Origin of the sequence: Bradyrhizobium sp. ORS 278, from assembly GCF_000026145.1 — a bacterium.
In the GTDB taxonomy this organism is placed as follows: domain Bacteria; phylum Pseudomonadota; class Alphaproteobacteria; order Rhizobiales; family Xanthobacteraceae; genus Bradyrhizobium.
Genome location: NC_009445.1, coordinates 7,232,175 through 7,254,000, shown reverse-complemented (window position 1 = coordinate 7,254,000; position 21,826 = coordinate 7,232,175). Strand labels below are relative to the sequence as shown.

Genomic DNA, 21,826 nt, shown 5'->3' with positions numbered 1-21,826 from the left:
CCCGACACGAGGAATGAACTGATGGCGAAGGGTTTCGCATCCACCACCGACATGGCCGAGAAGAAGGTCACCTTCTCCGAGATCGGCCCCGATCTCTATGCGTTCACCGCGGAGGGCGATCCGAACTCTGCTGTCATCGTCGGCGACGACGGCTGCATCGTGTTCGACGCGCAGGCGACGCCGGCGATGGCCGGCAAGGTGATCGAGCGGGTCAGGACCGTCACCGACAAGCCGATCAAATATGTCGTGCTGTCGCATTATCATGCCGTGCGCGTGCTCGGCGCCTCGGCCTATCAGGCGCAAGGCATCGTCGCTTCGCAGGAGACGCACCGGCTGATCGTCGAGCGCGGCCAGCAGGATTGGGACTCCGAGTATGGCCGCTTCCCGCGGCTGTTTCAGGACGCGCAGAGCATTCCCGGCCTGACCTGGCCGACGCTGACCTTCGAAGGCGAGATGACGATCCATCTCGGCAAGCGCGAGGTGCAATTGATCCAGCTCGGCGCTGGCCACACCTCCGGCGACATCGTCGCCTGGGTGCCGGACGCCGAGGTGATGTTCTCCGGCGACCTCATCGAGTACCACTCGGCCTGCTATTGCGGCGACGCCTATTTGCGCGAATGGCCGTCGACCCTCAACGAGATTCGCGACTTCAATCCCAAGGCGATCGCGCCCGGCCGCGGCGACGCGCTGAAGGGCGAGGCCACCGTGCGCGAGGCGATCGCCATGACGCGCGACTTCGTCTCGTCGCTGTATGGCGCCGCCGAGCTGTCGGTGGCCAGGGGACGTAGCCTCAAGGAGTCGATGGCGGCGACCCGCGAGGTCATGGACCCGAAGTTCTCGAGCTTCGCGATCTACGAGCACTGTCTGCCGTTCAACGTGTCCCGCGCCTATGACGAAGCCAGCGGCATCGACGATCCCGTGATCTGGACCGCCGAGCGCGACCGCGAGATGTGGGCCCGCCTGCAGGGAGAAGGATGATGAACATCAACACATCGCCTGACCGGCTAAGCCGTGCGACTGGGCAGGTCACGCCCGGCTACATGTCCGGCTTCGGCAATTCGTTCGAGACCGAGGCGCTGCCCGGCGCCTTGCCGATCGGCCGCAACTCGCCGCAGCGCTGCGCCTATGGGCTCTATGCCGAGCAGCTCTCCGGCTCGCCGTTCACCGCCCCGCGCGGCTCCAACGAGCGCTCCTGGCTGTACCGCATCCGGCCCTCGGTGAAGCACTCTGGCCGCTTCGCCAAGGTCGACGCCGGGCTGTGGCGCACCGCGCCGTGCCACGAGCAGGAGATCACGGTGCAGCAGCTGCGCTGGGATCCGACGCCGATGCCGGCGGGCGAGGTCACGTTCCTGCAGGGCGTGCAAACGATGACGACGGCGGGCGATGCGGCGACGCAGGCCGGCATGGCCGCGCATGTCTACGTCATCACCAAGTCGATGGTCGACCAGCACTTCTACAATGCCGATGGCGAGCTGATGTTCGTGCTGCAGCAGGGGCGCCTGCTGTTCGTCACCGAGTTCGGCCGCATCGATGCCGAGCCCGGCGAGATCGTCGTGATTCCGCGCGGCGTGAAGTTCCGGGTTGAGATCCCCGCCGGCCCGGCGCGCGGTTATCTCTGCGAGAACTATGGCGGCGCCTTCACCCTGCCGGAGCGCGGCCCGATCGGCGCCAACTGCCTCGCCAATGCCCGCGACTTCCTGACGCCGGTCGCGTCCTACGAGGACAAGGACACGCCGACCGAGCTCTACGTGAAGTGGGGCGGCGCGCTGTTCAAGACCGAGCTGAAGCATTCGCCGATCGACGTCGTCGCCTGGCACGGCAACTACGCGCCCTACAAATACGACCTCCGCACCTTTTCGCCGGTCGGCGCCATCGGCTTCGATCATCCCGATCCGTCCATCTTCACGGTGCTGACCTCGCCGTCGGAAACCGCCGGCACGGCCAACATCGATTTCGTGATCTTCCCCGAGCGCTGGATGGTGGCCGACAACACCTTCCGTCCGCCTTGGTATCACATGAACATCATGTCGGAGTTCATGGGCCTGATCTACGGCGTCTACGACGCCAAGCCGCAAGGCTTCGTGCCCGGCGGCATGAGCCTGCACAATTGCATGCTGCCGCACGGCCCGGACCGCGAGGCGTTCGACCACGCCAGCAACAGCGAGCTGAAGCCGGTGAAGCTGACGGGCACCATGGCCTTCATGTTCGAGACCCGCTTCCCGCAGCGGATCACCAGGCATGCCGCCGAGTCCGGCACCCTGCAGCCGGACTACGCCGATTGCTGGAACGGATTGGAAAAGCGCTTCGATCCGAACAGGCCGTAGGCTGAGCCATGTCACCGCCGTCATGGCCGGGCTTGACCCGGCCATCCACGTCTATCAGCCCGCCGGGTGGATATGGATGCCCGGGTCAAGCCCGGGCATGACGATCCGTTTGGAGAAGCAGTTTGCCCCACTCTAACGATCCCTCGCTCCGCTCCTTCATCCCGGTCGATCCGACCTCCGATTTTCCGATCCAGAACCTGCCCTATGGCGTGTTCTCGGCGGCGGACTCGCCGAAGTCCCGCGTCGGCGTCGCCATCGGCGACTACGTGCTCGACCTCGCGGTGCTCGAGGACGAAGGCCTGCTCGACCTGTCGCCGGCCTACGAGGTGTTCGCGCAACCCTCGCTCAATGCCTTCATGGCGCTCGGCCCCGCCGTGTGGTCGAGGACGCGCGCGGCGATCAGCGCGTTGTTGCGCGAGGATACTCCGCGGCTGCGCGACGACAGGCCGCTGCGCAGCCGCGCGCTGCTGCCGCGCCAGGACGTGACGTTGCATCTGCCGTTCCGCGTCGCCGGCTACACCGACTTCTACTCATCGAGGGAGCACGCCACCAATGTCGGAGTGATGTTCCGCGGCAAGGACAACGCGCTGCAGCCGAACTGGCTGCACATGCCGATCGGCTACAACGGCCGCGCCTCCACGGTTGTCGTGTCCGGCACGAAGGTGCGCCGGCCGCGCGGCCAGCTCAAGCCGCCGAGCGCCGACGTGCCGAGCTTCGGTCCCTGTAAGCGGCTCGATTTCGAGCTGGAGATGGGCGTCGTCATCGGCCAGTCCTCGCGCCTCGGCGAGATGCTGACCGAGGCGCAGGCGGAAGCGATGATCTTCGGCTTCGTGCTGCTCAACGACTGGAGCGCGCGCGACATCCAGCAATGGGAATACGTCCCGCTCGGCCCGTTCCAGGCCAAGGCGTTCGCGACCTCGATCAGCCCGTGGGTCGTGACGCGGGAGGCGCTGGAACCGTTCCGTATCGCGGGGCCGGCGCAGCAGCCGGTGCCGTTGCCCTATCTGCAGCAGAAGAACGCGCAGAACTACGATCTCGCGCTCGAGGTTTCGCTGAGCGCGGGCGCCGCCGCGCGGACCATTGCGCAAACCAACTTCAAATACATGTACTGGTCGAGCGTCCAGCAACTGATACACCACGCCTCGTCGGGCTGCGCGATGAGCGTTGGCGACCTCCTTGGCAGCGGCACCATCTCCGGCCCGGACAAGCACCAGCGCGGCAGCCTGTTGGAGATCAGTTGGAACGGCACCGAGCCGGTCGAACTCGCAGGCGGCGTGAAGCGCACCTTCCTGGAAGACGGCGACTCGCTCGTCATGCGCGGCTGGTGCCAGGGCCAAGGCTATCGCGTCGGCTTCGGCGATGTGGAGGGCACGATCGTTGCTGCCGAGTAGGCGTCATTGCGAGCGCAGCGAAGCAATCCAGAGTCGCGCGTGCAGTCCTGGATTGCTTCGCTGCGCTCGCAATGACGGCAAATGCAGTCAGCGGTTCACCGGCAGAACGTTCTTTACGTCGGCCACAAACGCCGCGACGTCTTCGGCCGCATACTTCAGATGCACGCGCTTGTCCGACGGCAACTGCTTCGCCGTGCAGACGCCCGCGCGCCATTCCCGCGCCGGCCGGATCGGCCGCGGTGCAAAACCGCCGCCGCAGTTGGGGCAGACGTTGAACAGTTTCGTCTCCACGCACTCGGCGCAGAAGGTGCATTCATACGAACAGATCCGCGCATCCGTCGCGGACGGCGGCAGGTCCTTGTCGCAATACTCGCAGTTGGGGCGAAGCTGCAGCGCCATGGTCGTCTCGCAAAATTTGGAGCGCGGCGACTGTCGCAAAAGCCCGCGTGGGGGTGAATGCCGAAGTTCCCTCGATTCGCGCCCTCCCGTCAGCTCGTCGGCAGCGACGCCAGCGGCAGCTTCGCGCTCTCCTTCAGCCGGTCGAGCACGATCGAGGAGCGCACATGGGCGACGCTCTGATGCGGCATCAGCACATTGTTGACGATGTCCGACAGGCTCTTGAGGTCGCGCAGCACGACCTTGAGGAGATAGTCGGAGTCGCCGGTCAGAGCGTAGGCCTCCTGGATGTCATCGACACGGTTGACCAGTGCGCGAAACTTCTGGGCATTGTCGGGCGAGTGGGTGGCCAGGGTGATCTGGATGAAGGCGATCAGTTCGAAGCCGAGCGCCTGGCTCGCAAGCTGGGCGCGGTAGCCGGCGATGACGCCGTCCTCCTCCAGCCGCATCCGACGACGCGAGCATTGCGAGGCAGAGAGGCCGGCGAGATCTGCCAGTTCCTGGTTGGTCAGCCGGCCATCGTCCTGCAGCGCGGCCAGGATGCGGAGATCGAAGCTGTCGACCGAAATCATGCGGCAATCTCCGAGGTCATGCACGGATCGTGCATATCTTGGCGAAAATGACAATGGTTTGCATGCTCCATGCGCCGAATTGGAGAGATCATGGCTCGATCAGCCAAGGAGCTTTGCCATGGGTCCGTTTCCGCACGATGCGCCGCCTGCCACCATCTCCGCCGACAATCCGATGGGCACCGACGGCTTCGAGTTCGTCGAATACGCCCATCCCGATGCCGGGCAGTTGCACGCCCTGTTCAAGCTGATGGGCTTTACTGCCGTCGCGCGCCACAAGACCAAGGCGATCACGCTGTACCGCCAGGGCGACATCAACTACCTCGTCAACGAGGAGCCGGGCAGCCACGGCCAGGACTTCGTCGCCGCGCACGGCCCGTGCGCGCCATCGATGGCGTTCCGGGTGGTCGACGCCAGGATGGCTTATGCAAGGGCGATCGCGCTCGGTGCCGAACCCGCCGATCTGCCTGCACAGCAGAAGACGCTTGACGTACCCGCGCTCAAGGGGATCGGCGGCAGCCTGCTGTATCTGGTCGATCGCTACGGCGCCAAGGGCGCGGCCTATGACCTCGAATTCGTCTGGATCGGCGCGCGCGACCCGCGCCCGGCGGGCTCCGGGCTGTACTATATCGATCACCTCACTCACAACGTCCATCGCGGCCGCATGGACGTCTGGGCCGGCTTCTACGAGAAGCTGTTCAACTTCCGCCAGATCCGCTTCTTCGACATCGAGGGTCGCGCCTCCGGCCTGTTCTCGCGCGCGCTGACCAGCCCGGACGGCAAGATCCGGATTCCGATCAACGAGGACGCCGGTGATTCCGGGCAGATCGAGGAATATCTGAAGTCCTATCGCGGGGAGGGCATCCAGCACGTCGCCTGCGGCGCGCGCGACATCTACACGACCGTCGAGGGCCTGCGCGCCTCAGGCCTGCCGTTCATGCCGTCGCCGCCCGAGACCTATTTCGAGCGCATCGATAGCAGGCTGCCGAAACACGGCGAGGACGTCGCGCGTCTCAAGCGCAATGGCATCCTCATCGACGGCGAGGGCGTCGTCGACGGCGGCCAGACCAAGGTGCTGTTGCAGATCTTCTCAGCCAATGCCATCGGCCCGATCTTCTTCGAGTTCATCCAGCGCAAGGGCGACGACGGTTTTGGCGAAGGCAACTTCAAGGCGCTGTTCGAATCGATCGAGGAAGACCAGATCCGCCGCGGCGTGCTGAAGGTCGAGGCGGCGGAGTAGGACGAGCAGGTTTGCCCGTCATTGCGAGGAGCGGAGCGACGAAGCAATCCAGAGTCCCGCCCTGGCCCTGGATTGCGTCGCTTCGCTCGCAATGACGGTGGGCCTGGAGGCACACTGCCGCTCCACAAACAACGTCGTCCCGGCCTTGAGCCGGGACCCATACCACGTGATGTCTCAGCAGGGCATGGTGGCAAACGATCTTCGTCTCAGCACGGACGGTGGTTATGGATCCCGGCGTTCGCCGGGATGACACCGTGGTTGGGGCGCGAGCGCGATCAACTCATTCCGATGGGATGGTTAGGGCGTGGTCGGCATGTCTGCGACGATGAGCTCACCGCCCCGCCTTCCACGCATGCACCAATGCCCCGATCTCGGCGACCTCCGGCTCGCGGATGGTCGAAGGCGTCCGCGAGAAGCGCGGCGCCGGCGCGGGTTGCGTCACACCGTGGCGCTCGACGAACACGCCCCGCGCCGCCATGTGGGCGTGCTTGGGAGCTTCCGACATCGTCAGCACCGGCGCGAAGCAGACGTCGGTGCCTTCCATGATCGCGCACCACTCCTCGCGCGTCTTGGTCTTGAACACCGCGACCAGCTTCTCCTTCAGCGCCGGCCAGGCGCGCGGGTCCATCTGCGCCTCGAAGGCGGGATCGCTGAGGCCGGCGTGCTGGCGCAGCAGCATGTAGAATTGCGGCTCGATCGAGCCGATCGAGATGAAGTTGCCGCAGGCGCATTCGTAGACGCCGTAGAAATGCGCGCCGCCGTCGAGGAAGTTGCGCTCGCGTCCCTCGGTCCAGCGGCCCATCGCGGTGAGGTCGAAGAACATCGCGAGCAGGGAGGCGGCGCCGTCGCACATCGCGGTGTCCACCACCTGGCCCTTGCCGGACTTCGATGCTTCCAGCAGCGCGGCGAGCACGCCGACGACGAGATACAGCGCGCCGCCGCCGAAATCGCCGACCAGGTTGAGCGGCGGCACGGGCCGCTCCCTCGGGCCGATCGCGGCGAGCGCGCCGGTGATCGAGATGTAGTTGATGTCGTGGCCGGCAGCATGTGCGAGCGGGCCCTCCTGACCCCAACCGGTCATGCGGCCGTAGACCAGCTTCGGATTGCGCGCGAGCACGACATCCGGGCCGAGCCCGAGCCGTTCCATCACGCCCGGACGAAAGCCCTCGATGAGCGCATCGGCGCCGGCGAGCAGGTCGAGCACCTCGGCGATGACCGCCTTGTCCTTCAGATCGAGCTCGATCACCTTGCGACCGCGGCCGGCGACCGACTTCATGGTCTTGCGCGCGCCGACACGATCCAGCGTCACCACCTCCGCGCCCATGTCGGCCAGCAGCATGCAGGCAAACGGCCCAGGTCCGATGCCGGCGAACTCGACGATGCGGAAGCCTGCGAGCGGGCCGGTGGCGCGGGTCTGGTTGTGAGGGGCGGTCTTGTCGAGCACGTCGTTGTGTCCTTGGTTCGTTCATCGCGCTCATGACGAGATCAACTCGACCTCGCGCGCTTCGAATGGCGTGTCCTGATCCCTCGATTGTCCCGCGCGGATGAGGTCAACGCAAGCGCGCCGTATGCCGCAAAGCAAAACGGCGCGCATCGCTGCGCGCCGTTTGGAATTTGTCGTGCCGTGATGCGGAATGATCCGCGCCAGACACTCAGCCCGCGGCTTGCACCGCGCGCTGCGCCATCACCTTCACGAGATTGGCGCGGTAATCGGCCGAGCCGTGGATGTCGCTGAGCAGGCCCGACGCCGACACCGTCACGCCGTCGATCGCCGAGGCCGACCAGTTCGCCTGCAGCGCCGCCTCGATCGCCGACACCCGCATCACGCCGCTCTGCGAGGCGCCGGTCGCCGCGACGCGGACATCGCCACCCTTGGTCTTGGTGACGAACACGCCGGTCAGCGCGAAGCGCGACGCCGGATGCCGCATCTTGGCGTAGCCGGCCTTCTCCGGAACCGGGAACGACACCTCGGTGATGATCTCGCCGTCTTCCAGCGCGGTGGTGAACAGGCCCTTGAAGAAATCATCCGCCGAGATCGACCGCTTGTTGGTCTTCACGGTGGCGCCGAGCGAGACCAATGCTGCGGGAAAATCCGCGGCCGGATCGTTGTTGGCGATCGAGCCGCCGATCGTGCCGCGGGCGCGCACCGCGGGATCGCCGAGCACCGATGTGAGATGGGCGATCGCCGGGATCGCCTTCTTCACATCGGCATTGGTCATGATGTCGTAATAGGTCGTCGCCGCCTTGATCACCAGCGTGTCGCCCGCGAGTTGCACGCCGATCAGGTCCTTGATCTTGCCGATGTCGATGACATCGGACGGCGAGGCGAGGCGCTGCTTCATGACCGGGATCAGGGTGTGACCGCCGGCAAGGAACTTGGCCTCGCTACCCTTGGAGAACAGCGCTGCGGCCTCGTCGACCGAGGAGGCGCGATGATAGGTCGTCTCGTACATGGTTGCTCCTCCCGTTCGATCAGGCGTTGCCGTGGATCGCGTGCCAGACGCGGTCCGGGGTCGCCGGCATTTCGAGCTTGTTGTTGCCGATCGCATCCGTGATCGCGTTGATCACGGCCGCCGAGGCGCCGATCGCGCCGGCCTCGCCGCAGCCCTTCACGCCGAGCGGGTTGCCCGGGCAGAGCGTGGTGGTGTGGCTCAGCTTGAACGACGGCACGTCGTCGGCGCGCGGCATCGCGTAGTCCATGAAGGACGCCGTGACCGGCTGGCCGTTGCCGTCATAGACGGCATGCTCCAGCAGCGCCTGGCCGATGCCCTGGACGAGACCACCGTGCACTTGGCCCTCCACGATCATCGGGTTGATCAGCCGGCCGAAGTCGTCCGCCGCGACAAAGTTGACGAACGACGTCTTGCCGGTGGCCTGGTCGACCTCAAGCTCGCAGATGTAGGTGCCGGCCGGGAAGGTGAAGTTGGTCGGATCGTAGAAGGCGCTCTCCTTCAATCCGGGCTCCATCCCGTCAGGCAGATTATGCGCGGTGTAGGCGGCGAGCGCGACCATCGGCAGCGCGATCGACTTGTCGGTGCCGGTCACCTTGAACTCGCCGTTCTCGATGACGATGTCGCCTTCCGACGCCTCGAGCGCATGTGCCGCGATCTTCTTGGCCTTGGCCTCGACCTTCTCCATCGCCTTCAGGATCGCGGTGAGACCGACGGCCGCCGAGCGCGAGCCGTAGGTGCCCATGCCGAACTGCACCTTGTCCGTGTCGCCATGGACGATCGAGACCTGGCTGATCGGCACGCCCAGGCGGTCCGCGATCAGCTGGCAGAAGGTGGTCTCGTGGCCCTGGCCGTGGCTGTGCGATCCCGTGAGCACCTCGATGGTGCCGACCGGGTTGACGCGGATCTCGGCCGATTCCCACAGGCCGACGCCGGCGCCCAGGCTGCCGACCGCCTTCGACGGCGCGATGCCGCAGGCCTCGATGTAGCAGGAGAAGCCGATGCCGCGCAGCTTGCCCTGCGCCTTGGCGGCGGCCTTGCGGCCTGCGAAGCCGGCATAGTCGATCGCCTTCAGCGCCGCGTCGAGCGAGGCGTTGAAGTCACCGGTGTCGTAGGCCATGATCACCGGGGTCTGGTGCGGGAACTGCGTGATGAAGTTCTTCCGCCGCAGCTCCGCCGGGTCGACCTTGAACTGGCGCGCCGCGGTCTCGACCAGCCGCTCCAGGAGATAGCTCGCTTCGGGACGGCCCGCGCCGCGATAGGCGTCGACCGGCGTGGTGTTGGTATAGACGCCCATCACCTCGGCATAGATCGCCGGGATGTTGTACTGGCCCGACAGCAGGGTCGCGTACAGATAGGTCGGCACCGACGACGAGAACAGCGACATGTAGGCGCCGAAATTGGCGTGGGTCTTGACCCGCAGGCCCAGCATCTTGTGGTCGGCATCGAACGCCATCTCGGCCTTGGAGATGTGGTCGCGGCCATGCGCGTCGGTCAGGAACGCCTCGGTGCGATCGCCGGTCCACTTCACCGGGCGGCCGACCTTCTTCGAGGCCCACAGCGCCACCATCTCTTCGGGATAGATGAAGATCTTGGAGCCGAAGCCGCCGCCGACGTCGGGCGCGATCACGCGCAGCTTGTGCTCGGGCGCGATGTTGTAGAACGCCGACAGTACGAGGCGAGCGACGTGCGGGTTCTGTGACGTCGTGTAGAGCGTGAAGTGCTCCTCGGCGGCGTCGTAGTCGGCGATCGCCGCGCGCGGCTCCATCGCGTTGGGCGCCAGCCGGTTGTTGGTCAGCTCCAGGCTGACGACGTGAGCGGCCTTGGAGAACGCGGCGCTGACCGCGGCCTCGTCGCCGATGTGCCAGTCATAGACGACGTTGCCGGGGGCCTCAGGATGCAGCTGCGGCGCGCCGGGCTTCAGCGCGGAGGGCATGTCGGCCACGGCCGGCAGCTCCTCGTACTCCACGACGACGGCTTCGGCCGCGTCACGCGCCAGGTTCTTGCTGTCGGCGATCACGACGGCGACGGCCTGGCCGACGAAGCGCACGGTCTCCGGCGCCATCGCCGGCCATGCGCCCATCTTCATCGGCGAGCCGTCCTTGGAGGTGATGGCCCAGCCGCAGATTAGGTTGCCGACCTTGTCGTCGACGATCTGCTTGCCGGTCAGCACCGCGACCACGCCCGGCATCGCCTCGGCGGCCGAGGGATCGATGCTCTTGACCTTGGCGTGAGCGTGCGGGCTGCGGATGAAATGGGCATAAGTCATGCCCACCAGCTTGATGTCGTCGACATACCGGCCCTTGCCGGTGATGAAACGCTTGTCCTCCTTGCGGACGACGCTTGCGCCAATGCCTTCCATACCCATGCGAATCTCTCCCCTACCGGAGTTTGTTGTCCCGCCGCGGCCATCGCGCGCAGCGGTCGTGGTCTCGGTATTGATTGAAGGACGTCGAAAGCCGACGGCCGGCCGTGATTCGGCGGCTTTATTCCGCGGCCTGGGCGACCTTCATCCTGCCGGCGGCGTCGAGCACGGCCTTGACGATGTTGTGATAGCCGGTGCAGCGGCAGATGTTGCCTTCCAGCTCTTCACGCACCGTGGCCTCGTCGAGGTGACCTCCGTGGCGGTGCACAATATCGATCGCCGACATGATCATGCCCGGCGTGCAATAGCCGCATTGCAGGCCATGATTGTCGCGGAAGGCGGCCTGCATCGGGTGCAGCTCGTCGCCCTTGGCGATGCCTTCGATGGTGGTGACGTTGGCGCCGGCGGCCTGGCCGGCCAGCACGGTGCAGGATTTCACGGCCCGGCCGTCAATGTGCACGACGCAGGCGCCGCATTGGCTGGTGTCGCAGCCGACATGGGTGCCGGTGAGATTGAGATGATCCCGCAACAGGTGCACCAGCAGGGTGCGATCCTCGACCTCCGCCGAGACCGCCTTGCCGTTCACTGTCAGTTTGACTGTCGACACGAGTAACCTCCCGATGAATTATTCTTATTCTGATTAGAAACAGCGCCCTCAGGACTTTGCAACTCGAATTTTCGTCTGAGGTGTCATTGCGACGTCTTGCGCGCGGCATCGGCGATTCGGTCGCATCTGCCGGAGCCATGTGGCCCCACCGTGACCGCCTCGATGGCCGAGGCACCGCTCGCTTTGGCAGCGCCTGCTGCGGCAGCGATTGCTTCGCCACCGACTGCAGGCTGTATGCCAATGCCGTCCATTTACCGCGCCTTAGCCATTGTGACGTAGTTTTGATCACAGTCCGGTGCGGTGCGCCGGTGGCTCGGCTCGGTCCAATATCTCGGGTCAATATAAAGTAGGTTGCCTCGGGGGTGGGAATGTCTGCGCAATTTGCGCCGCAGTCGCGGCGTGGCAATTTTCTGACCCTGCGCTTCCGCGCCAAGATCTTCCTCGGTTTTACGATTGTGCTGGCGATCTCGGCCGCGAGCATCGGCTTTGCCTATGTCGGGTTCGAGAAGGTGGCCGCCGCGGTCGCGTCCTATCGCATGAGCGTCGCCGAGGCCGATGCGGCCAGGACCATCGATCGCGAGCTCATCTCGTACCAGGCGCTGGTGCGCTATTTTGCGCTGACCGGCAAACAGGAGGACGAGGCGGCTGCCACGGCGGCCCAGCAGGCGGTGCAAACGGCGATCGACAAGTCGATGGCGGCGACCCGCGCGGCCGAACGCCGGGCCCAGCTCGGCAAGCTGCAGGCGCAGTTTCAGACCTTCGCCAAGATCTTCTCCGATATCGTTTCCCTAACCCGCGACAATGCCAAGCTCGCGACCGACCAGATCGGGATCATTGGCAACAAGATCCGCTTCAAGTTCGACGATCTGGCGGATACCGCGGCGCTGGCCGGACTGCCGACGGTCCAGGCCACTGCCAAGGACCTGACCGGTCAGTATCTCACCGCGTCCGCCCTGGTCGGTACTTTCGTGGCCAAGCCGGACCCGAAAACGGCTGACGGTGCCATCGCTCGGACACGCTTCCTGGAGACGTCGCTGGTCACGATCTATGCCAATGACGAGAAGGTGACGCAGCGGGTCACGGAGCTCGGCGATCTCATCAAGCAGTACCGCGCAGCCTTCATCAAGTTCTCGGAGAACTCCAAGACCCTGGCCAAGCTGGTGCAGGACATCGGCAGCGCTGCCACCGAGATCCTTGCGCTCTCGAACGGGCTCCGCTCGGATCTCGCTGCCGACCAGCAGCGCATCGAGGCGTCAACCAACGGAACCATCGCCGACATCGAGCGGTTGATCGCGATCCTGGCCGTCGGCGGCCTGGCGTTGGGCGCGGCGCTGGCCCTGATGCTCGGCAACGGCATCTCCCGGCCGATGATCACGATGTGCAAGGCGATGCGCGAGCTTGCGTCGGGCAATTTCGACGTTCGCCTGCCCGGTCTCGGCCATGCCGACGAGATCGGCGAGATGGCGGCGGCTGTCGAGGAGTTCAAGGTCCAGGCGGTCGCCAAGGCGGAGCGCGACGCGGCGACGCAGGACGCCCAGAACAAGGCGGCCGGCGCGGCGCGCCGCGCCGAGCTGATCCGCTTCGCCGACGAATTCGAAACGGCCGTCGGCTCGATCGTGTCCAACGTCTCGAGCTCGGCGCAGCAGCTGGAGCATGCCGCATCGACGTTGACGCGGACCGCCGAGACGACGCAGTCGCTGGCGAGCCGCGTCAGCGGTACGTCTGACCAGGCGACGAACCGGATCCACTCGGTGGCGAGCGCGACCGACGAGCTATCGGCCTCGGTCAACGAGATCGGCCGGCAGGTGCGCGAGTCCAACCGCATCGCCGAATCCGCTGTCATGCAGGCCGAGGAGACCGACGGCCGCATCGGCAAGCTGTCGCGCGCGGCACAGGAGATCGGCGATGTGGTCAAGCTGATCACCGCGATCGCCGAGCAGACCAACCTGCTGGCGCTGAACGCCACCATCGAGGCGGCGCGCGCCGGCGACGCCGGCCGCGGCTTCGCGGTCGTGGCCTCGGAGGTCAAGTCGCTGGCCGAGCAGACTGCGAAGGCGACCGACGACATTTCCAACCATATCTCCGGGATGCAGGCTGCGACGCAGGAGTCGGTGGCGGCGATCAAGCAGATCGGCGGCACCATCCGCCAGATCTCCACCATCGCCTCGTCGATCGCGACCGCGGTCGAGCAGCAGGGCGGCGCCACGCAGGAGATCGCCAGGAACGTGCAGAGCGTCGCCGCCGGCACGCAGGCGGCGGCCAGCGACATCACCCAGGTCAACCGCGGCGCGACGCAGACCGGCGAGGCCTCCGAGGAGGTGCTGCGCTCGGCCCAGTCGCTGTCGTCGGAGAGCGCCAGGTTGCGCGAGGAGCTCAACCGCTTCATGGCGAACATCCGCGCGGCGTGAGTCTTCACTGAGCTCGGCTGTTCTTCGCGGAGCTAATGGCTGCCGATCCCGCCGCCAAACCTTTGCTGTCATCCCGGCGAACGCCGGGATCCATGCGCCGTGTCGGTCGTGGAGCGGGTGGTATCAATCGCGTGCTCCAATCAGGCATCACGCGGTATGGGTCCCAAGGCCGGGACGACGGCGGGTCGTGGAGCGGCACCGAGGCTCCGACACGCGGACGCGGCTCGTTTCCGCAGCCCAGTTTCAGCGCTCCGCCGAGTTCCACACTCAAACCCGGAACTCCCCGCCCCACGAGACGTTGGGTCGCAGCGGCAGGACATCGCTGCCGCATTTGCTTCATCCTTTCCGGTCAAGCTCTCGGTGCCGTCTCGCGCCGTCGCAGTGGGATTCCATGGCACCCCGGCAGGCATCCTTTCCCCATCTCCGCGTCATCACCTCGACGCCGCAATCCAGCGAAACCGCGCGCGAGCCGTCGCGCGACGACAACATCATCGAGACCAACATTCCCGCGCGGCTCGATGACCTGCGCTGGAGCGCGTTCCACACCCGCGTCGTGCTGGCGCTGGGCATCACCTGGGTGCTCGACGGGCTCGAGGTGACGCTTGCCGGCGCGCTGTCGGGCGCGCTGAAGCAGAGCCCGAGCCTTCACTTCTCCAATCTCGACATCGGGCTCGCCAACAGCGCCTATCTCGCCGGCGCCGTGCTCGGCGCGCTCGGCTTCGGCTGGCTCACCGACCGCATCGGCCGCCGCAAGCTGTTCTTCATCACGCTGGCACTCTATCTCTCCGCCACCGCCGCCACCGCGCTGTCCTGGAACGTCGCGACCTACGCGCTGTTTCGCTTTCTCACCGGCGCCGGAATCGGCGGGGAGTACACCGCGATCAATTCGACGATCCAGGAGCTGGTGCCGGCGCGCTATCGCGGCTGGACCGATCTCATGATCAACGGCAGCTTCTGGCTTGGCGCCGCGCTCGGCGCCGTCGGCGCTATCGTCCTGCTGGATCCCGCTTTCGCCGGCCCCGACGTCGGCTGGCGGCTGGCCTATGGCATCGGCGCCTGTCTCGGTCTCGTCGTGCTGATCATGCGGATGTGGATTCCGGAAAGCCCGCGCTGGCTGATGATCCATGGCCATCCCGAACAGGCGCATGACATCGTCGTGGCGATCGAGCGCGACGTCACGGGGCACGATCGCGAAGCGCGCGCGAAAGCTCTGCCCAAGATGAAGCTGCGCATGCGCGACCATACGCCGCTCGGCGAGGTGGCGCGCACGCTGTTCTCGGTCTATCGCCAGCGCTCCCTCGTCGGCCTCACCTTAATGATCGCGCAAGCGTTCTTCTACAACGCGATCTTTTTCACCTTCGCGCTGGTGTTGACCGATTTCTACGGCATCAAGTCTGACCATGTCGGCTGGTACATACTGCCTTTCGCAGCGGGCAATGTGCTCGGGCCGCTGCTGCTCGGCCGTCTGTTCGACACGCTCGGCCGTCGCGCGATGATCACGTTCACCTATGCCGTGTCCGGTATCTTGCTGGCGTTGACCGGCTACCTGTTCTCGGTCGGCGTGCTCAGTGCGCAAACGCAGACCGCCGCCTGGATGGTGATCTTCTTCTTCGCCTCGCCGGCGGCGAGCGCCGCCTATCTCACGGTGTCGGAGAACTTTCCGCTGGAGGTCCGCGCGCTCGCGATCGCTCTGTTCTATGCCATCGGCACCGGCATCGGCGGGGTGGCTGGACCTGCATTGTTCGGCGCGCTGCTCGATTCAGGCGCACGCGGCGCGGTGTTCGCGGGCTATCTGTTCGGTGCCGGCCTGATGCTGGTCGCTGCGCTCGTCGCCTGGCGCTATGCGGTGGCGGCGGAGCGCAAATCGCTCGAGCAGGTCGCGCGTCCGCTCGCCGTGATGGAGTAGTTGAGAATGCCTGAGAATTCCGACCTGATCGTCCCCGGCGCCGCGGAGCCGGCCGAGATCGTGCCGACGCCCCTGAGCCTCGTGCCGCATCTGCGCGAGGTCGCGATCCTGCTCGACATCGACGGCACCTTGCTCGATCTCGCGCCGACGCCGCGCGAGGTCTGGGTGCCGCCGGGATTGATGGAGACGCTCAATACTTTGCTGGCACGGACGTCCGGTGCGCTGGCGCTGGTCTCCGGTCGCTCGCTCAACGACATCGATCTCATCTTCGCGCCCGAGATCTATCCGGCCGTCGGCGGTCACGGCGCGGAGATGCGGCTGGCCGGCGGCAGCGAGGCCGACGCCATCAAGGCGCCGCCCTTGGACAAGGAGCTGAAGCGCAGGCTGGCGGCGATCGCCAAGCTCAGCCCGGGCATTCTGCTCGAGGATAAGGGCTATTCGCTGGCGCTGCATTATCGTCTCGCGCCGCAGGCAGAGAAGGCGATCTACGAAGAGGTGTCGCGCATTCGCGCCGAGCTGCCTGGCGCGCCCATCGAGGTGCTGCCCGGCAAGAGCGTCTGCGAAATCAAGCATGCCGGCTTCACCAAGGCGAGCGGCGTGCGCGAGCTGATGCGGCGCGCGCCGTTCGAAGGACGTAAGCCGTTCTTTATCGGCGACGACGTCACCGATGAAACCGTTTTCGCGATCATGCCCGATTTCTCCGGTCTTTCATTCTCGGTCGGCCGCCGCGCGCTCGGAGTCGACGGGCATTTCGACGCACCCGATGACGTGCGCGAATTTCTTGCACGGCTTGCGACAGGCGAAGCTAACAGCGTCACGTCACGATGAGTTCAGCCGGAGCAATATTCGAGTTGTTAGTTCCATTTGCGCGTCGTTCGCAGTTCCGGGTGTCGCGTTTCTTGATTAGAAATGCTCTGAGTTCACGGACGCTGTGATTACACCGCGGCGCTGCCCGAATTTGGTTTCAATTGGTTGAAAGGTTGGCCCGGAACCATATTGATGAACAGCTGTTAACCGACATGACCAACAGGAGGGGATCTGTGAACCTCGTCGTGGTTTCGAATCGGGTGGCGCGTGGCAAGGCCAACGAGCCAATGACCGGCGGACTCGCGGCAGCCCTGCTGCCCGTTGTTGAGAATTCCGGAGCAGTTTGGGTGGGTTCCTCGGGCCGTGTGCGTGATGGTGCGCAGGCGGAGCCGATCGCGCAGATCGAACAGCTCGGCCAAGGCGCACTGGCGCTGCTGGACCTGCCCGCCGCGCATTACGCCGGCTACTACGAAGGCTTCGCCAATTCGGCGCTGTGGCCGGCGCTGCATTCGCGCAGCGATCTCATCAGAGTCTCGCAAGACGACTACAATTCCTATCGCGAGGTCAATTCGTTCGTCGCCCGCGCTCTGCTCAAGTTCCAGAAGCAGGACACGCTGTTCTGGATTCAGGACTATCATTTCCTGTCGTTGGGCGCGGAGCTGCGGACGCTCGGCGTCAAGAGCCCGATCGGCTTCTTCCTGCACACGCCGTGGCCGGCGCGCAGCGTGATCGACAGCGTGCCGAATCACCGCGACCTCGTCACCGCGATGCTCGCTTACGATCTGATCGGTTTCCAGACCGAAGACGATCGGGAGAATTTCGCCGCCTGCGTGCGGGCCGATCTCGGTCTGCAGGTGCGCAACGGCGTCGTCACCTCGCGGCACGGCCGCACGCGACTTGCGGTGTTTCCGATCGGCATCGACGCCGACAAGTTCGCGCAGCAGGCGGCCAAGGCGGCGTCGCATCCGGACGTGTCGCGGCTGCGCCGGAGCCTGCATGGGGAGAAGCTCGCGATCGGCGTCGACCGGCTCGACTACTCCAAGGGCCTCGTCAACCGCATCAACGCGTTCGACCGGATGTGGAGTGTCCATCCGACCCTGCTGCGCGCGGCGTCGCTGCTGCAGATCGCGACGCCGTCGCGCGAATCCATCGAGGCTTATGGCAATCTGCAGAGCGAGGTTGCGCGTCTCGTCAGCGAGGTCAACGGCCGCCACGGCGAGGTCGATTGGACGCCGATCCGCTATCTCAACAAAGGCTACGGCCAAGGCGTGCTCGCCGGTCTCTATCGCAGCGCGCAGGTCGGTGTCGTCACGCCGCTGCATGACGGCATGAACCTCGTTGCCAAGGAATATGTCGCGGCGCAAAGCCCGGTCGATCCCGGCGTGCTGGTGCTGTCGAAATTCGCCGGCGCCGCCAATGAACTCGACGCGGCACTGCTGGTCAACCCGCACGATATCGACGGCATGGCGCGTACGATCGCGATGGCACTGTCGATGCCGCTGAATGAGCGGCGCATGCGTCACCAGATCCTGATGACGAAGCTGCGCCGCCATTCGATCCAGCAATGGTTCGCGGACTTCCTCGATGCGCTGCAGGACGACGGCGCCCACGAGCCGGTCGAGGTCGAACCCCTGCCTGCGGCGTCGGCGGGATTGCTCGGCAGCCGCTTCATGTCGTCGACCGCCCGTTATCACTGAGGCCAGGACGGGCCGCGGAATGGCAGGTCGGCCCGGCGCGATCGGCTCAATGGCAATACGACACGCCGTCCAGCACCGCGCAGCGCAGCTTGTTCGGCGAACTCGGATTGTCCATCGGCACCATGCCGCTGCCCTGGCCGACGAATACGCCGGGCCCGACCACCACCGAGGCCTTGTTGCCGACGATGACCGACGGGTGCGGCCTCAGGCTCGATCTGGTCCCGTCCGGCCACAGGATCGCGTCGCCCTGCCAGATCCCCTTGCGGCCGTCGTCACAGGTCACGTCGACGCCCTGCCGCGTGCACTGGTCGGCGCGCGCTGCGCCGATACCGGTGAAGCTGAGCGCTGCGGTCAAAAGCAGGGCGAGGCGGGCAGGAGCAGGCGACGGCATGGTAGGTCCTCGAACAGATCCTTCACGAGATCTTTGGGGGAGGGCGTTGGGGCAGTTCAGCGCAAATCAGTGGTCGCAGCATGACAGGCCCCGGTTCACGGGCCTCTCCTGGCTTTCGCCAGAGGCCCAGACCGGCCCCCTGGGTCGGCCAGATTGGTGATTTTTATCAGCCATTTGGGGGAAATTTGGCCCGGATGCCTCCGCCCCGCTTGCAAAACGCCCCCGACCCCGCCAAGAGAGGGCCGCCGGAGAGATGGCCGAGTGGCTTAAGGCGCACGCTTGGAAAGCGTGTGTGCGGGAAACCGTACCGTGGGTTCGAATCCCACTCTCTCCGCCAGCGATGCCAACTAACTAATTGTTTTGCTTTGTTTTTTTCTCCGCGATGGCGGGTCGGTCCCCAGATTGGCCCCCAGGCTCGGATGGTTGTGCCGCCGAAAGAACGACGGATAGTCTCTACCGCAGGGTTGTTCACACTCGTAAAGGGCAGGGGGCCCGCCATGCATATTCATCAAGCTGGTGGGCTAGCTCTTGCTGCCATAGTCGTTTCAGGATGCGGGCCAACGCTCTCTGAACGCAATGGGCCGATGCCCAAAGGCAACGCCAAATGCGAACCTCGAAAGAGCAGCAGCAGGAGCCGTTTGACGATTGCGTGAAGAACAACTATCGCGCCTATGACACTCTTAGCCGGTACACACCGCCAACAGTCCAAGGTGTTCCATCATCTGCCCCTGCTACTACCGTTGTAGTTCCTGGCTCTCTCGACAATCAAGCGCCGGCGCCTAATATCATTCCGCCGATGGTTAGATGCCAGTCGGTCGGAGCGGGGCTGGGCACCGTCCAAACGGTGTGCCGCTGATTCGGGTGCCTATTTGAGCGCAACGCCGCTCTCAGCCATACATTTCTTAAACGTGAACAGGGCCTTGCGCTCCCCCTGAACAGTTACGTTGTTTTCGACTTGCCCAGACGCAGGATTGTAATACGCGTCGAAGCCTCGAAAAAACTCAGCATCGCGCGGGCAGGACTGCTCATTCGTGCATTTTCCGACATTCCGGACTTGAGCAACACATCCTTTGACAGCCTTCGAGATGATCTGCCCATCGCTATTCGGCGACGGTGATTCGGGCGTTGTGCGTGCTTTGCTGTTAGTCGCTTGCTCAATCTCATCAACGATTACGCGAAAAGGTTCAGGCTTCTGGTCATTGGCCGCCGAAGCAGAAATTGCACCAAGCCAAATAGCGAGCGACATTGACGCAATCTTCATTTTAGATCCCCTCGGTTGTCAGGTAGTAGATATCGGAGAACAAATCTCCGATGTTTCGATAGCTATTTGACCGCCTTGCAGGCAGCGCGCGCCGATTTGACCAGAGCGGAAATCTCCCTACGAAGTTGGATCGTTCTAGCCGCGAACCGACCATGCTTCAACGCGTACTGATTCCCTTTAGGTGCTCCCGGCGACGGTCCGCCGTGCATCCTACACCTACCGTTTGCCATTGCGGGCGAAAGGCAAGGCTTGCCGCCCCTCGTCTTCGCGCCGCAACGTTTGGCCCGTTGCATGTCTAAGAGCATGAGGTTGTTCCTCCGCATTTAAGCACGTCCCGCCCCCCTCCACGCTGCCCACGATGGCTTGGCCGCCATCGTGAATGTGGACATGTTCAACCGTCACCTTCTGCTGGCCCTTTCCTCGGTGACGGTTAAGGGCCTCTAACAATGTCGCGTAGGTCCGGGAGAGCTTGTTAGCTTGGCTCAGAGTCTCACGCCGTCCTTCAAAGGATTGCTCTGGGAGCATCGCCCTGCGATAGCACTCCATCGCCGCGTTGTGAGACGCCAGCAATTGAGCCGCCAGCATGCCTTCGAACTGGTCTTTCGGTTCGATGCCGCTGAGAAAACAGAGTAGCCCGTGCTTCGTCTGCCGTCGTTGCTCCGCATCCATCCTGCTCGGATACCAGGCCGAATTTAGTGCCTGATTTGCGACCAAGGTGTTCCAGTCGTCGTAAATCGAGCCGGCCAAATGCTGGAGCTTTGGAGCTGGCTGATGTACCGCTTGGGGTGGCGGGCAGCGCGCGACCGTTTCGCCGCTGCTGTTGGTCTTGGCTGTCATCTCGCTCTATCCATCCGGCGGTTCGCTCGCTACGGCGCTATGTGGTAGCGCGCGTCGCTCACCGCCTACCAGCATTGTACCATCCCTTACCCGAGATATAGAAAGTAGGGGCGCTTTTGACACCAGGACAGTAGGGCCGCTGGTGCCCCCGGATTATGTGGGTTTCAGGGGCGTCGACGCCCTCGGAGCCGGGGGCTTTTTCGCTCCCGGATTTCTGTTTTTGATTGCAGCGACTGTCTGCGTGGAAACGCGTTTCCACTCGTCAGTCGGCCCACTGTGCTTTGTAAACAAATAGGTCAAACGGTAGCGCGATGGCATGTAGAAGTCCCCAGCTGCCCTACGCCCCCGTTGGGTGACTTGCACAAAGCCAAGCCCTTCCAATTCTCGAATGGCTGCTGCGACCGAGCGACGACGAATTCCAAAACGGGCGAAGTCGTCGAACGTGCACGCGAGATTTCCGTTCTCGACTCCGCCGTGGTTCGCGTGCTCGATTTCAAGGCGGTCTAGCACCCGTCTTGCCGCGTGGCTTAGGGCGCTATGCGCGACGCTTTCGAGCATCTCAATGCGGTGAGCGATGAACTGACTCTCGATCCGCTTTGTTTTGCGGCGGCTCATCTCGCCTCCGGACTTCCGGAGGCGTCCTCTATCCTGATCTGTGTACGAAGAACATAGCGAGCGTGGTCACCAGCAAAAGGCCCACCGTGGCGTTCTGCCACCGTCTCGATGATGAGACCGAGCTTCCTCAAATTGTGGACAAAAGCGCTCCATCTGGGGCCAGGATTTTCAATCGCTGTGCAGCCCTTTTGGTTTGCGTTCACCAGTTCTCGCAAAGCCCGCGCATTTCGGCCGACAACGGTCATTGCGGGGCTGCCATCGCCTGACCGAAACTTGATCCGGAGCCGCTTCATGGCTGTTCTCCAACGGCTTGGTCAGATCGTTGTTCGTGCAGCAGGCAGCGAGCTGAGCCACTGCTCGGCATCTACGCGGAGCACTACAGTTTTCGATCCAATCTTGCGCAGCAGAAGCCGGCCGGCCTTCGCCTCGGCATATGTCTTTGTCTTGCCGATGCAGGCCCACCGGCAAAACTCGTCAACGCTCATCGCGCCGCTTTGAGCCGTGCGAAGTTCGAGCGAAGGTAATGATTGCTGATTCATGCAACACGCCTTTCGTGCGTGCA

Annotated in this window: 21 protein-coding genes and 1 tRNA gene; 9 read left to right on the top strand and 13 right to left on the bottom strand. The window is 64.6% G+C overall.

What is annotated here, in order from left to right; genetic code table 11:
• Positions 1-21 precede the first annotated feature (21 nt).
• The 3 genes from BRADO_RS32325 to fahA all read left to right on the top strand — a co-directional run bounded on the left by BRADO_RS32325 (position 22) and on the right by fahA (position 3,715).
• Positions 22-978, top strand: coding sequence for an MBL fold metallo-hydrolase (locus tag BRADO_RS32325; RefSeq protein WP_012030416.1), 957 nt, complete (start codon positions 22-24; stop codon positions 976-978).
• Positions 978-2,324: a homogentisate 1,2-dioxygenase gene (gene hmgA / locus BRADO_RS32320; protein WP_041757925.1), complete on the top strand. Its 1,347-nt coding sequence runs from the start codon at positions 978-980 to the stop codon at positions 2,322-2,324. Before BRADO_RS32325 ends, hmgA begins: the two co-directional genes overlap by 1 nt.
• A 122-nt stretch (positions 2,325-2,446) precedes the next feature.
• Complete coding sequence (fahA, locus tag BRADO_RS32315) at positions 2,447-3,715, top strand: fumarylacetoacetase (protein ID WP_012030414.1); 1,269 nt, start codon at positions 2,447-2,449, stop codon at positions 3,713-3,715.
• Between the two features lie 87 nt (positions 3,716-3,802).
• Here fahA and BRADO_RS32310 read toward each other — a convergent pair whose 3' ends face one another.
• Together BRADO_RS32310 and BRADO_RS32305 are read right to left on the bottom strand one after the other, a co-directional pair.
• On the bottom strand, positions 3,803-4,114 hold the full coding sequence (locus tag BRADO_RS32310; protein WP_012030413.1) for a DUF1272 domain-containing protein: 312 nt from the start codon (positions 4,112-4,114) through the stop codon (positions 3,803-3,805).
• An 89-nt stretch (positions 4,115-4,203) separates the two neighbouring features.
• Positions 4,204-4,683, bottom strand: coding sequence for an Lrp/AsnC family transcriptional regulator (locus BRADO_RS32305; protein WP_012030412.1), 480 nt, complete (start codon positions 4,681-4,683; stop codon positions 4,204-4,206).
• A gap of 118 nt (positions 4,684-4,801) precedes the next feature.
• Between BRADO_RS32305 and hppD the strand changes: the two genes are divergently transcribed.
• Positions 4,802-5,920 carry a 4-hydroxyphenylpyruvate dioxygenase gene (gene hppD, locus BRADO_RS32300; RefSeq protein ID WP_012030411.1) on the top strand — a complete coding sequence of 373 codons (1,119 nt, stop codon included), beginning with the start codon at positions 4,802-4,804 and terminating at the stop codon, positions 5,918-5,920.
• 331 nt (positions 5,921-6,251) lie between these two features.
• Here the strand turns inward: hppD and BRADO_RS32295 are convergent, their stop codons facing one another.
• From BRADO_RS32295 to BRADO_RS32280, 4 genes are all read right to left on the bottom strand, one after another.
• Entirely contained in the window at positions 6,252-7,364 is a 1,113-nt protein-coding gene (locus BRADO_RS32295) for a CaiB/BaiF CoA-transferase family protein (RefSeq protein ID WP_012030410.1), read from the bottom strand.
• A gap of 208 nt (positions 7,365-7,572) precedes the next feature.
• Positions 7,573-8,373 (bottom strand): xanthine dehydrogenase family protein subunit M, encoded by an 801-nt coding sequence (locus BRADO_RS32290; RefSeq protein ID WP_012030409.1) that lies wholly within the window; start codon positions 8,371-8,373, stop codon positions 7,573-7,575.
• A 19-nt stretch (positions 8,374-8,392) separates the two neighbouring features.
• Positions 8,393-10,738: a xanthine dehydrogenase family protein molybdopterin-binding subunit gene (locus BRADO_RS32285; RefSeq protein WP_012030408.1), complete on the bottom strand. Its 2,346-nt coding sequence runs from the start codon at positions 10,736-10,738 to the stop codon at positions 8,393-8,395.
• Positions 10,739-10,856: 118 nt separating this feature from the next.
• Positions 10,857-11,342: a (2Fe-2S)-binding protein gene (locus tag BRADO_RS32280; protein ID WP_012030407.1), complete on the bottom strand. Its 486-nt coding sequence runs from the start codon at positions 11,340-11,342 to the stop codon at positions 10,857-10,859.
• 368 nt (positions 11,343-11,710) lie between these two features.
• On the opposite strand from BRADO_RS32280, the gene BRADO_RS32275 reads away from it, so the two are divergent.
• The 4 genes from BRADO_RS32275 (at position 11,711) to BRADO_RS32260 (ending at position 18,160) form a co-directional block, all read left to right on the top strand.
• Complete coding sequence (locus BRADO_RS32275) at positions 11,711-13,750, top strand: methyl-accepting chemotaxis protein (RefSeq protein ID WP_050781071.1); 2,040 nt, start codon at positions 11,711-11,713, stop codon at positions 13,748-13,750.
• Between the two features lie 391 nt (positions 13,751-14,141).
• On the top strand, positions 14,142-15,656 hold the full coding sequence (locus tag BRADO_RS32270; RefSeq protein WP_012030404.1) for an MFS transporter: 1,515 nt from the start codon (positions 14,142-14,144) through the stop codon (positions 15,654-15,656).
• Positions 15,657-15,662: 6 nt separating this feature from the next.
• The gene (otsB, locus tag BRADO_RS32265; RefSeq protein WP_050781070.1) at positions 15,663-16,484 is read left to right on the top strand and encodes a trehalose-phosphatase; all 822 of its coding nucleotides are present in this window, start codon (positions 15,663-15,665) and stop codon (positions 16,482-16,484) included.
• 212 nt (positions 16,485-16,696) lie between these two features.
• Entirely contained in the window at positions 16,697-18,160 is a 1,464-nt protein-coding gene (locus BRADO_RS32260) for a trehalose-6-phosphate synthase (protein ID WP_041757224.1), read from the top strand.
• Between the two features lie 46 nt (positions 18,161-18,206).
• Here the strand turns inward: BRADO_RS32260 and BRADO_RS32255 are convergent, their stop codons facing one another.
• Complete coding sequence (locus BRADO_RS32255; RefSeq protein WP_041757223.1) at positions 18,207-18,551, bottom strand: hypothetical protein; 345 nt, start codon at positions 18,549-18,551, stop codon at positions 18,207-18,209.
• Between the two features lie 247 nt (positions 18,552-18,798).
• Between BRADO_RS32255 and BRADO_RS32250 the strand changes: the two genes are divergently transcribed.
• Positions 18,799-18,888 (top strand) — tRNA-Ser (locus BRADO_RS32250).
• A gap of 528 nt (positions 18,889-19,416) precedes the next feature.
• On the opposite strand, the gene BRADO_RS34605 is transcribed toward BRADO_RS32250, so the two are convergent.
• From BRADO_RS34605 to BRADO_RS34590, 6 genes are all read right to left on the bottom strand, one after another.
• Positions 19,417-19,812: a hypothetical protein gene (locus BRADO_RS34605; protein WP_083795010.1), complete on the bottom strand. Its 396-nt coding sequence runs from the start codon at positions 19,810-19,812 to the stop codon at positions 19,417-19,419.
• A gap of 62 nt (positions 19,813-19,874) precedes the next feature.
• Positions 19,875-20,105 carry an HGGxSTG domain-containing protein gene (locus tag BRADO_RS35945; RefSeq protein ID WP_305803833.1) on the bottom strand — a complete coding sequence of 77 codons (231 nt, stop codon included), beginning with the start codon at positions 20,103-20,105 and terminating at the stop codon, positions 19,875-19,877.
• Entirely contained in the window at positions 20,029-20,649 is a 621-nt protein-coding gene (locus tag BRADO_RS32245; protein WP_050781069.1) for a hypothetical protein, read from the bottom strand. Before BRADO_RS32245 ends, BRADO_RS35945 begins: the two co-directional genes overlap by 77 nt.
• 153 nt (positions 20,650-20,802) lie before the next feature.
• The gene (locus BRADO_RS35260; protein WP_012030399.1) at positions 20,803-21,264 is read right to left on the bottom strand and encodes a hypothetical protein; all 462 of its coding nucleotides are present in this window, start codon (positions 21,262-21,264) and stop codon (positions 20,803-20,805) included.
• Entirely contained in the window at positions 21,261-21,509 is a 249-nt protein-coding gene (locus BRADO_RS36060; RefSeq protein WP_371259376.1) for a hypothetical protein, read from the bottom strand. The genes BRADO_RS35260 and BRADO_RS36060 overlap by 4 nt, the downstream gene beginning before the upstream one ends.
• Before the next feature lie 69 nt (positions 21,510-21,578).
• Positions 21,579-21,803 carry a DNA-binding protein gene (locus tag BRADO_RS34590; protein ID WP_157872645.1) on the bottom strand — a complete coding sequence of 75 codons (225 nt, stop codon included), beginning with the start codon at positions 21,801-21,803 and terminating at the stop codon, positions 21,579-21,581.
• Positions 21,804-21,826 lie beyond the last annotated feature (23 nt).

What these genes read in the sequence shown, in the direction of transcription:
- otsB (WP_050781070.1), top strand. Translation starts at nt 15,663, where the DNA reads ATGCCTGAGAATTCCGACCTGATCGTCCCCGGCGCCGCGGAGCCGGCC.
- BRADO_RS32305 (WP_012030412.1), bottom strand. Translation starts at nt 4,683, where the DNA reads ATGATTTCGGTCGACAGCTTCGATCTCCGCATCCTGGCCGCGCTGCAG.
- hmgA (WP_041757925.1), top strand. Translation starts at nt 978, where the DNA reads ATGAACATCAACACATCGCCTGACCGGCTAAGCCGTGCGACTGGGCAG.
- hppD (WP_012030411.1), top strand. Translation starts at nt 4,802, where the DNA reads ATGGGTCCGTTTCCGCACGATGCGCCGCCTGCCACCATCTCCGCCGAC.
- BRADO_RS36060 (WP_371259376.1), bottom strand. Translation starts at nt 21,509, where the DNA reads ATGACCGTTGTCGGCCGAAATGCGCGGGCTTTGCGAGAACTGGTGAAC.
- BRADO_RS35945 (WP_305803833.1), bottom strand. Translation starts at nt 20,105, where the DNA reads ATGCAACGGGCCAAACGTTGCGGCGCGAAGACGAGGGGCGGCAAGCCT.
- BRADO_RS32245 (WP_050781069.1), bottom strand. Translation starts at nt 20,649, where the DNA reads ATGACAGCCAAGACCAACAGCAGCGGCGAAACGGTCGCGCGCTGCCCG.
- BRADO_RS32290 (WP_012030409.1), bottom strand. Translation starts at nt 8,373, where the DNA reads ATGTACGAGACGACCTATCATCGCGCCTCCTCGGTCGACGAGGCCGCA.
- BRADO_RS35260 (WP_012030399.1), bottom strand. Translation starts at nt 21,264, where the DNA reads ATGAGCCGCCGCAAAACAAAGCGGATCGAGAGTCAGTTCATCGCTCAC.
- BRADO_RS34605 (WP_083795010.1), bottom strand. Translation starts at nt 19,812, where the DNA reads ATGAAGATTGCGTCAATGTCGCTCGCTATTTGGCTTGGTGCAATTTCT.
- BRADO_RS32255 (WP_041757223.1), bottom strand. Translation starts at nt 18,551, where the DNA reads ATGCCGTCGCCTGCTCCTGCCCGCCTCGCCCTGCTTTTGACCGCAGCG.
- BRADO_RS32325 (WP_012030416.1), top strand. Translation starts at nt 22, where the DNA reads ATGGCGAAGGGTTTCGCATCCACCACCGACATGGCCGAGAAGAAGGTC.
- BRADO_RS32285 (WP_012030408.1), bottom strand. Translation starts at nt 10,738, where the DNA reads ATGGGTATGGAAGGCATTGGCGCAAGCGTCGTCCGCAAGGAGGACAAG.
- BRADO_RS34590 (WP_157872645.1), bottom strand. Translation starts at nt 21,803, where the DNA reads ATGAATCAGCAATCATTACCTTCGCTCGAACTTCGCACGGCTCAAAGC.
- BRADO_RS32270 (WP_012030404.1), top strand. Translation starts at nt 14,142, where the DNA reads ATGGCACCCCGGCAGGCATCCTTTCCCCATCTCCGCGTCATCACCTCG.
- BRADO_RS32275 (WP_050781071.1), top strand. Translation starts at nt 11,711, where the DNA reads ATGTCTGCGCAATTTGCGCCGCAGTCGCGGCGTGGCAATTTTCTGACC.
- BRADO_RS32310 (WP_012030413.1), bottom strand. Translation starts at nt 4,114, where the DNA reads ATGGCGCTGCAGCTTCGCCCCAACTGCGAGTATTGCGACAAGGACCTG.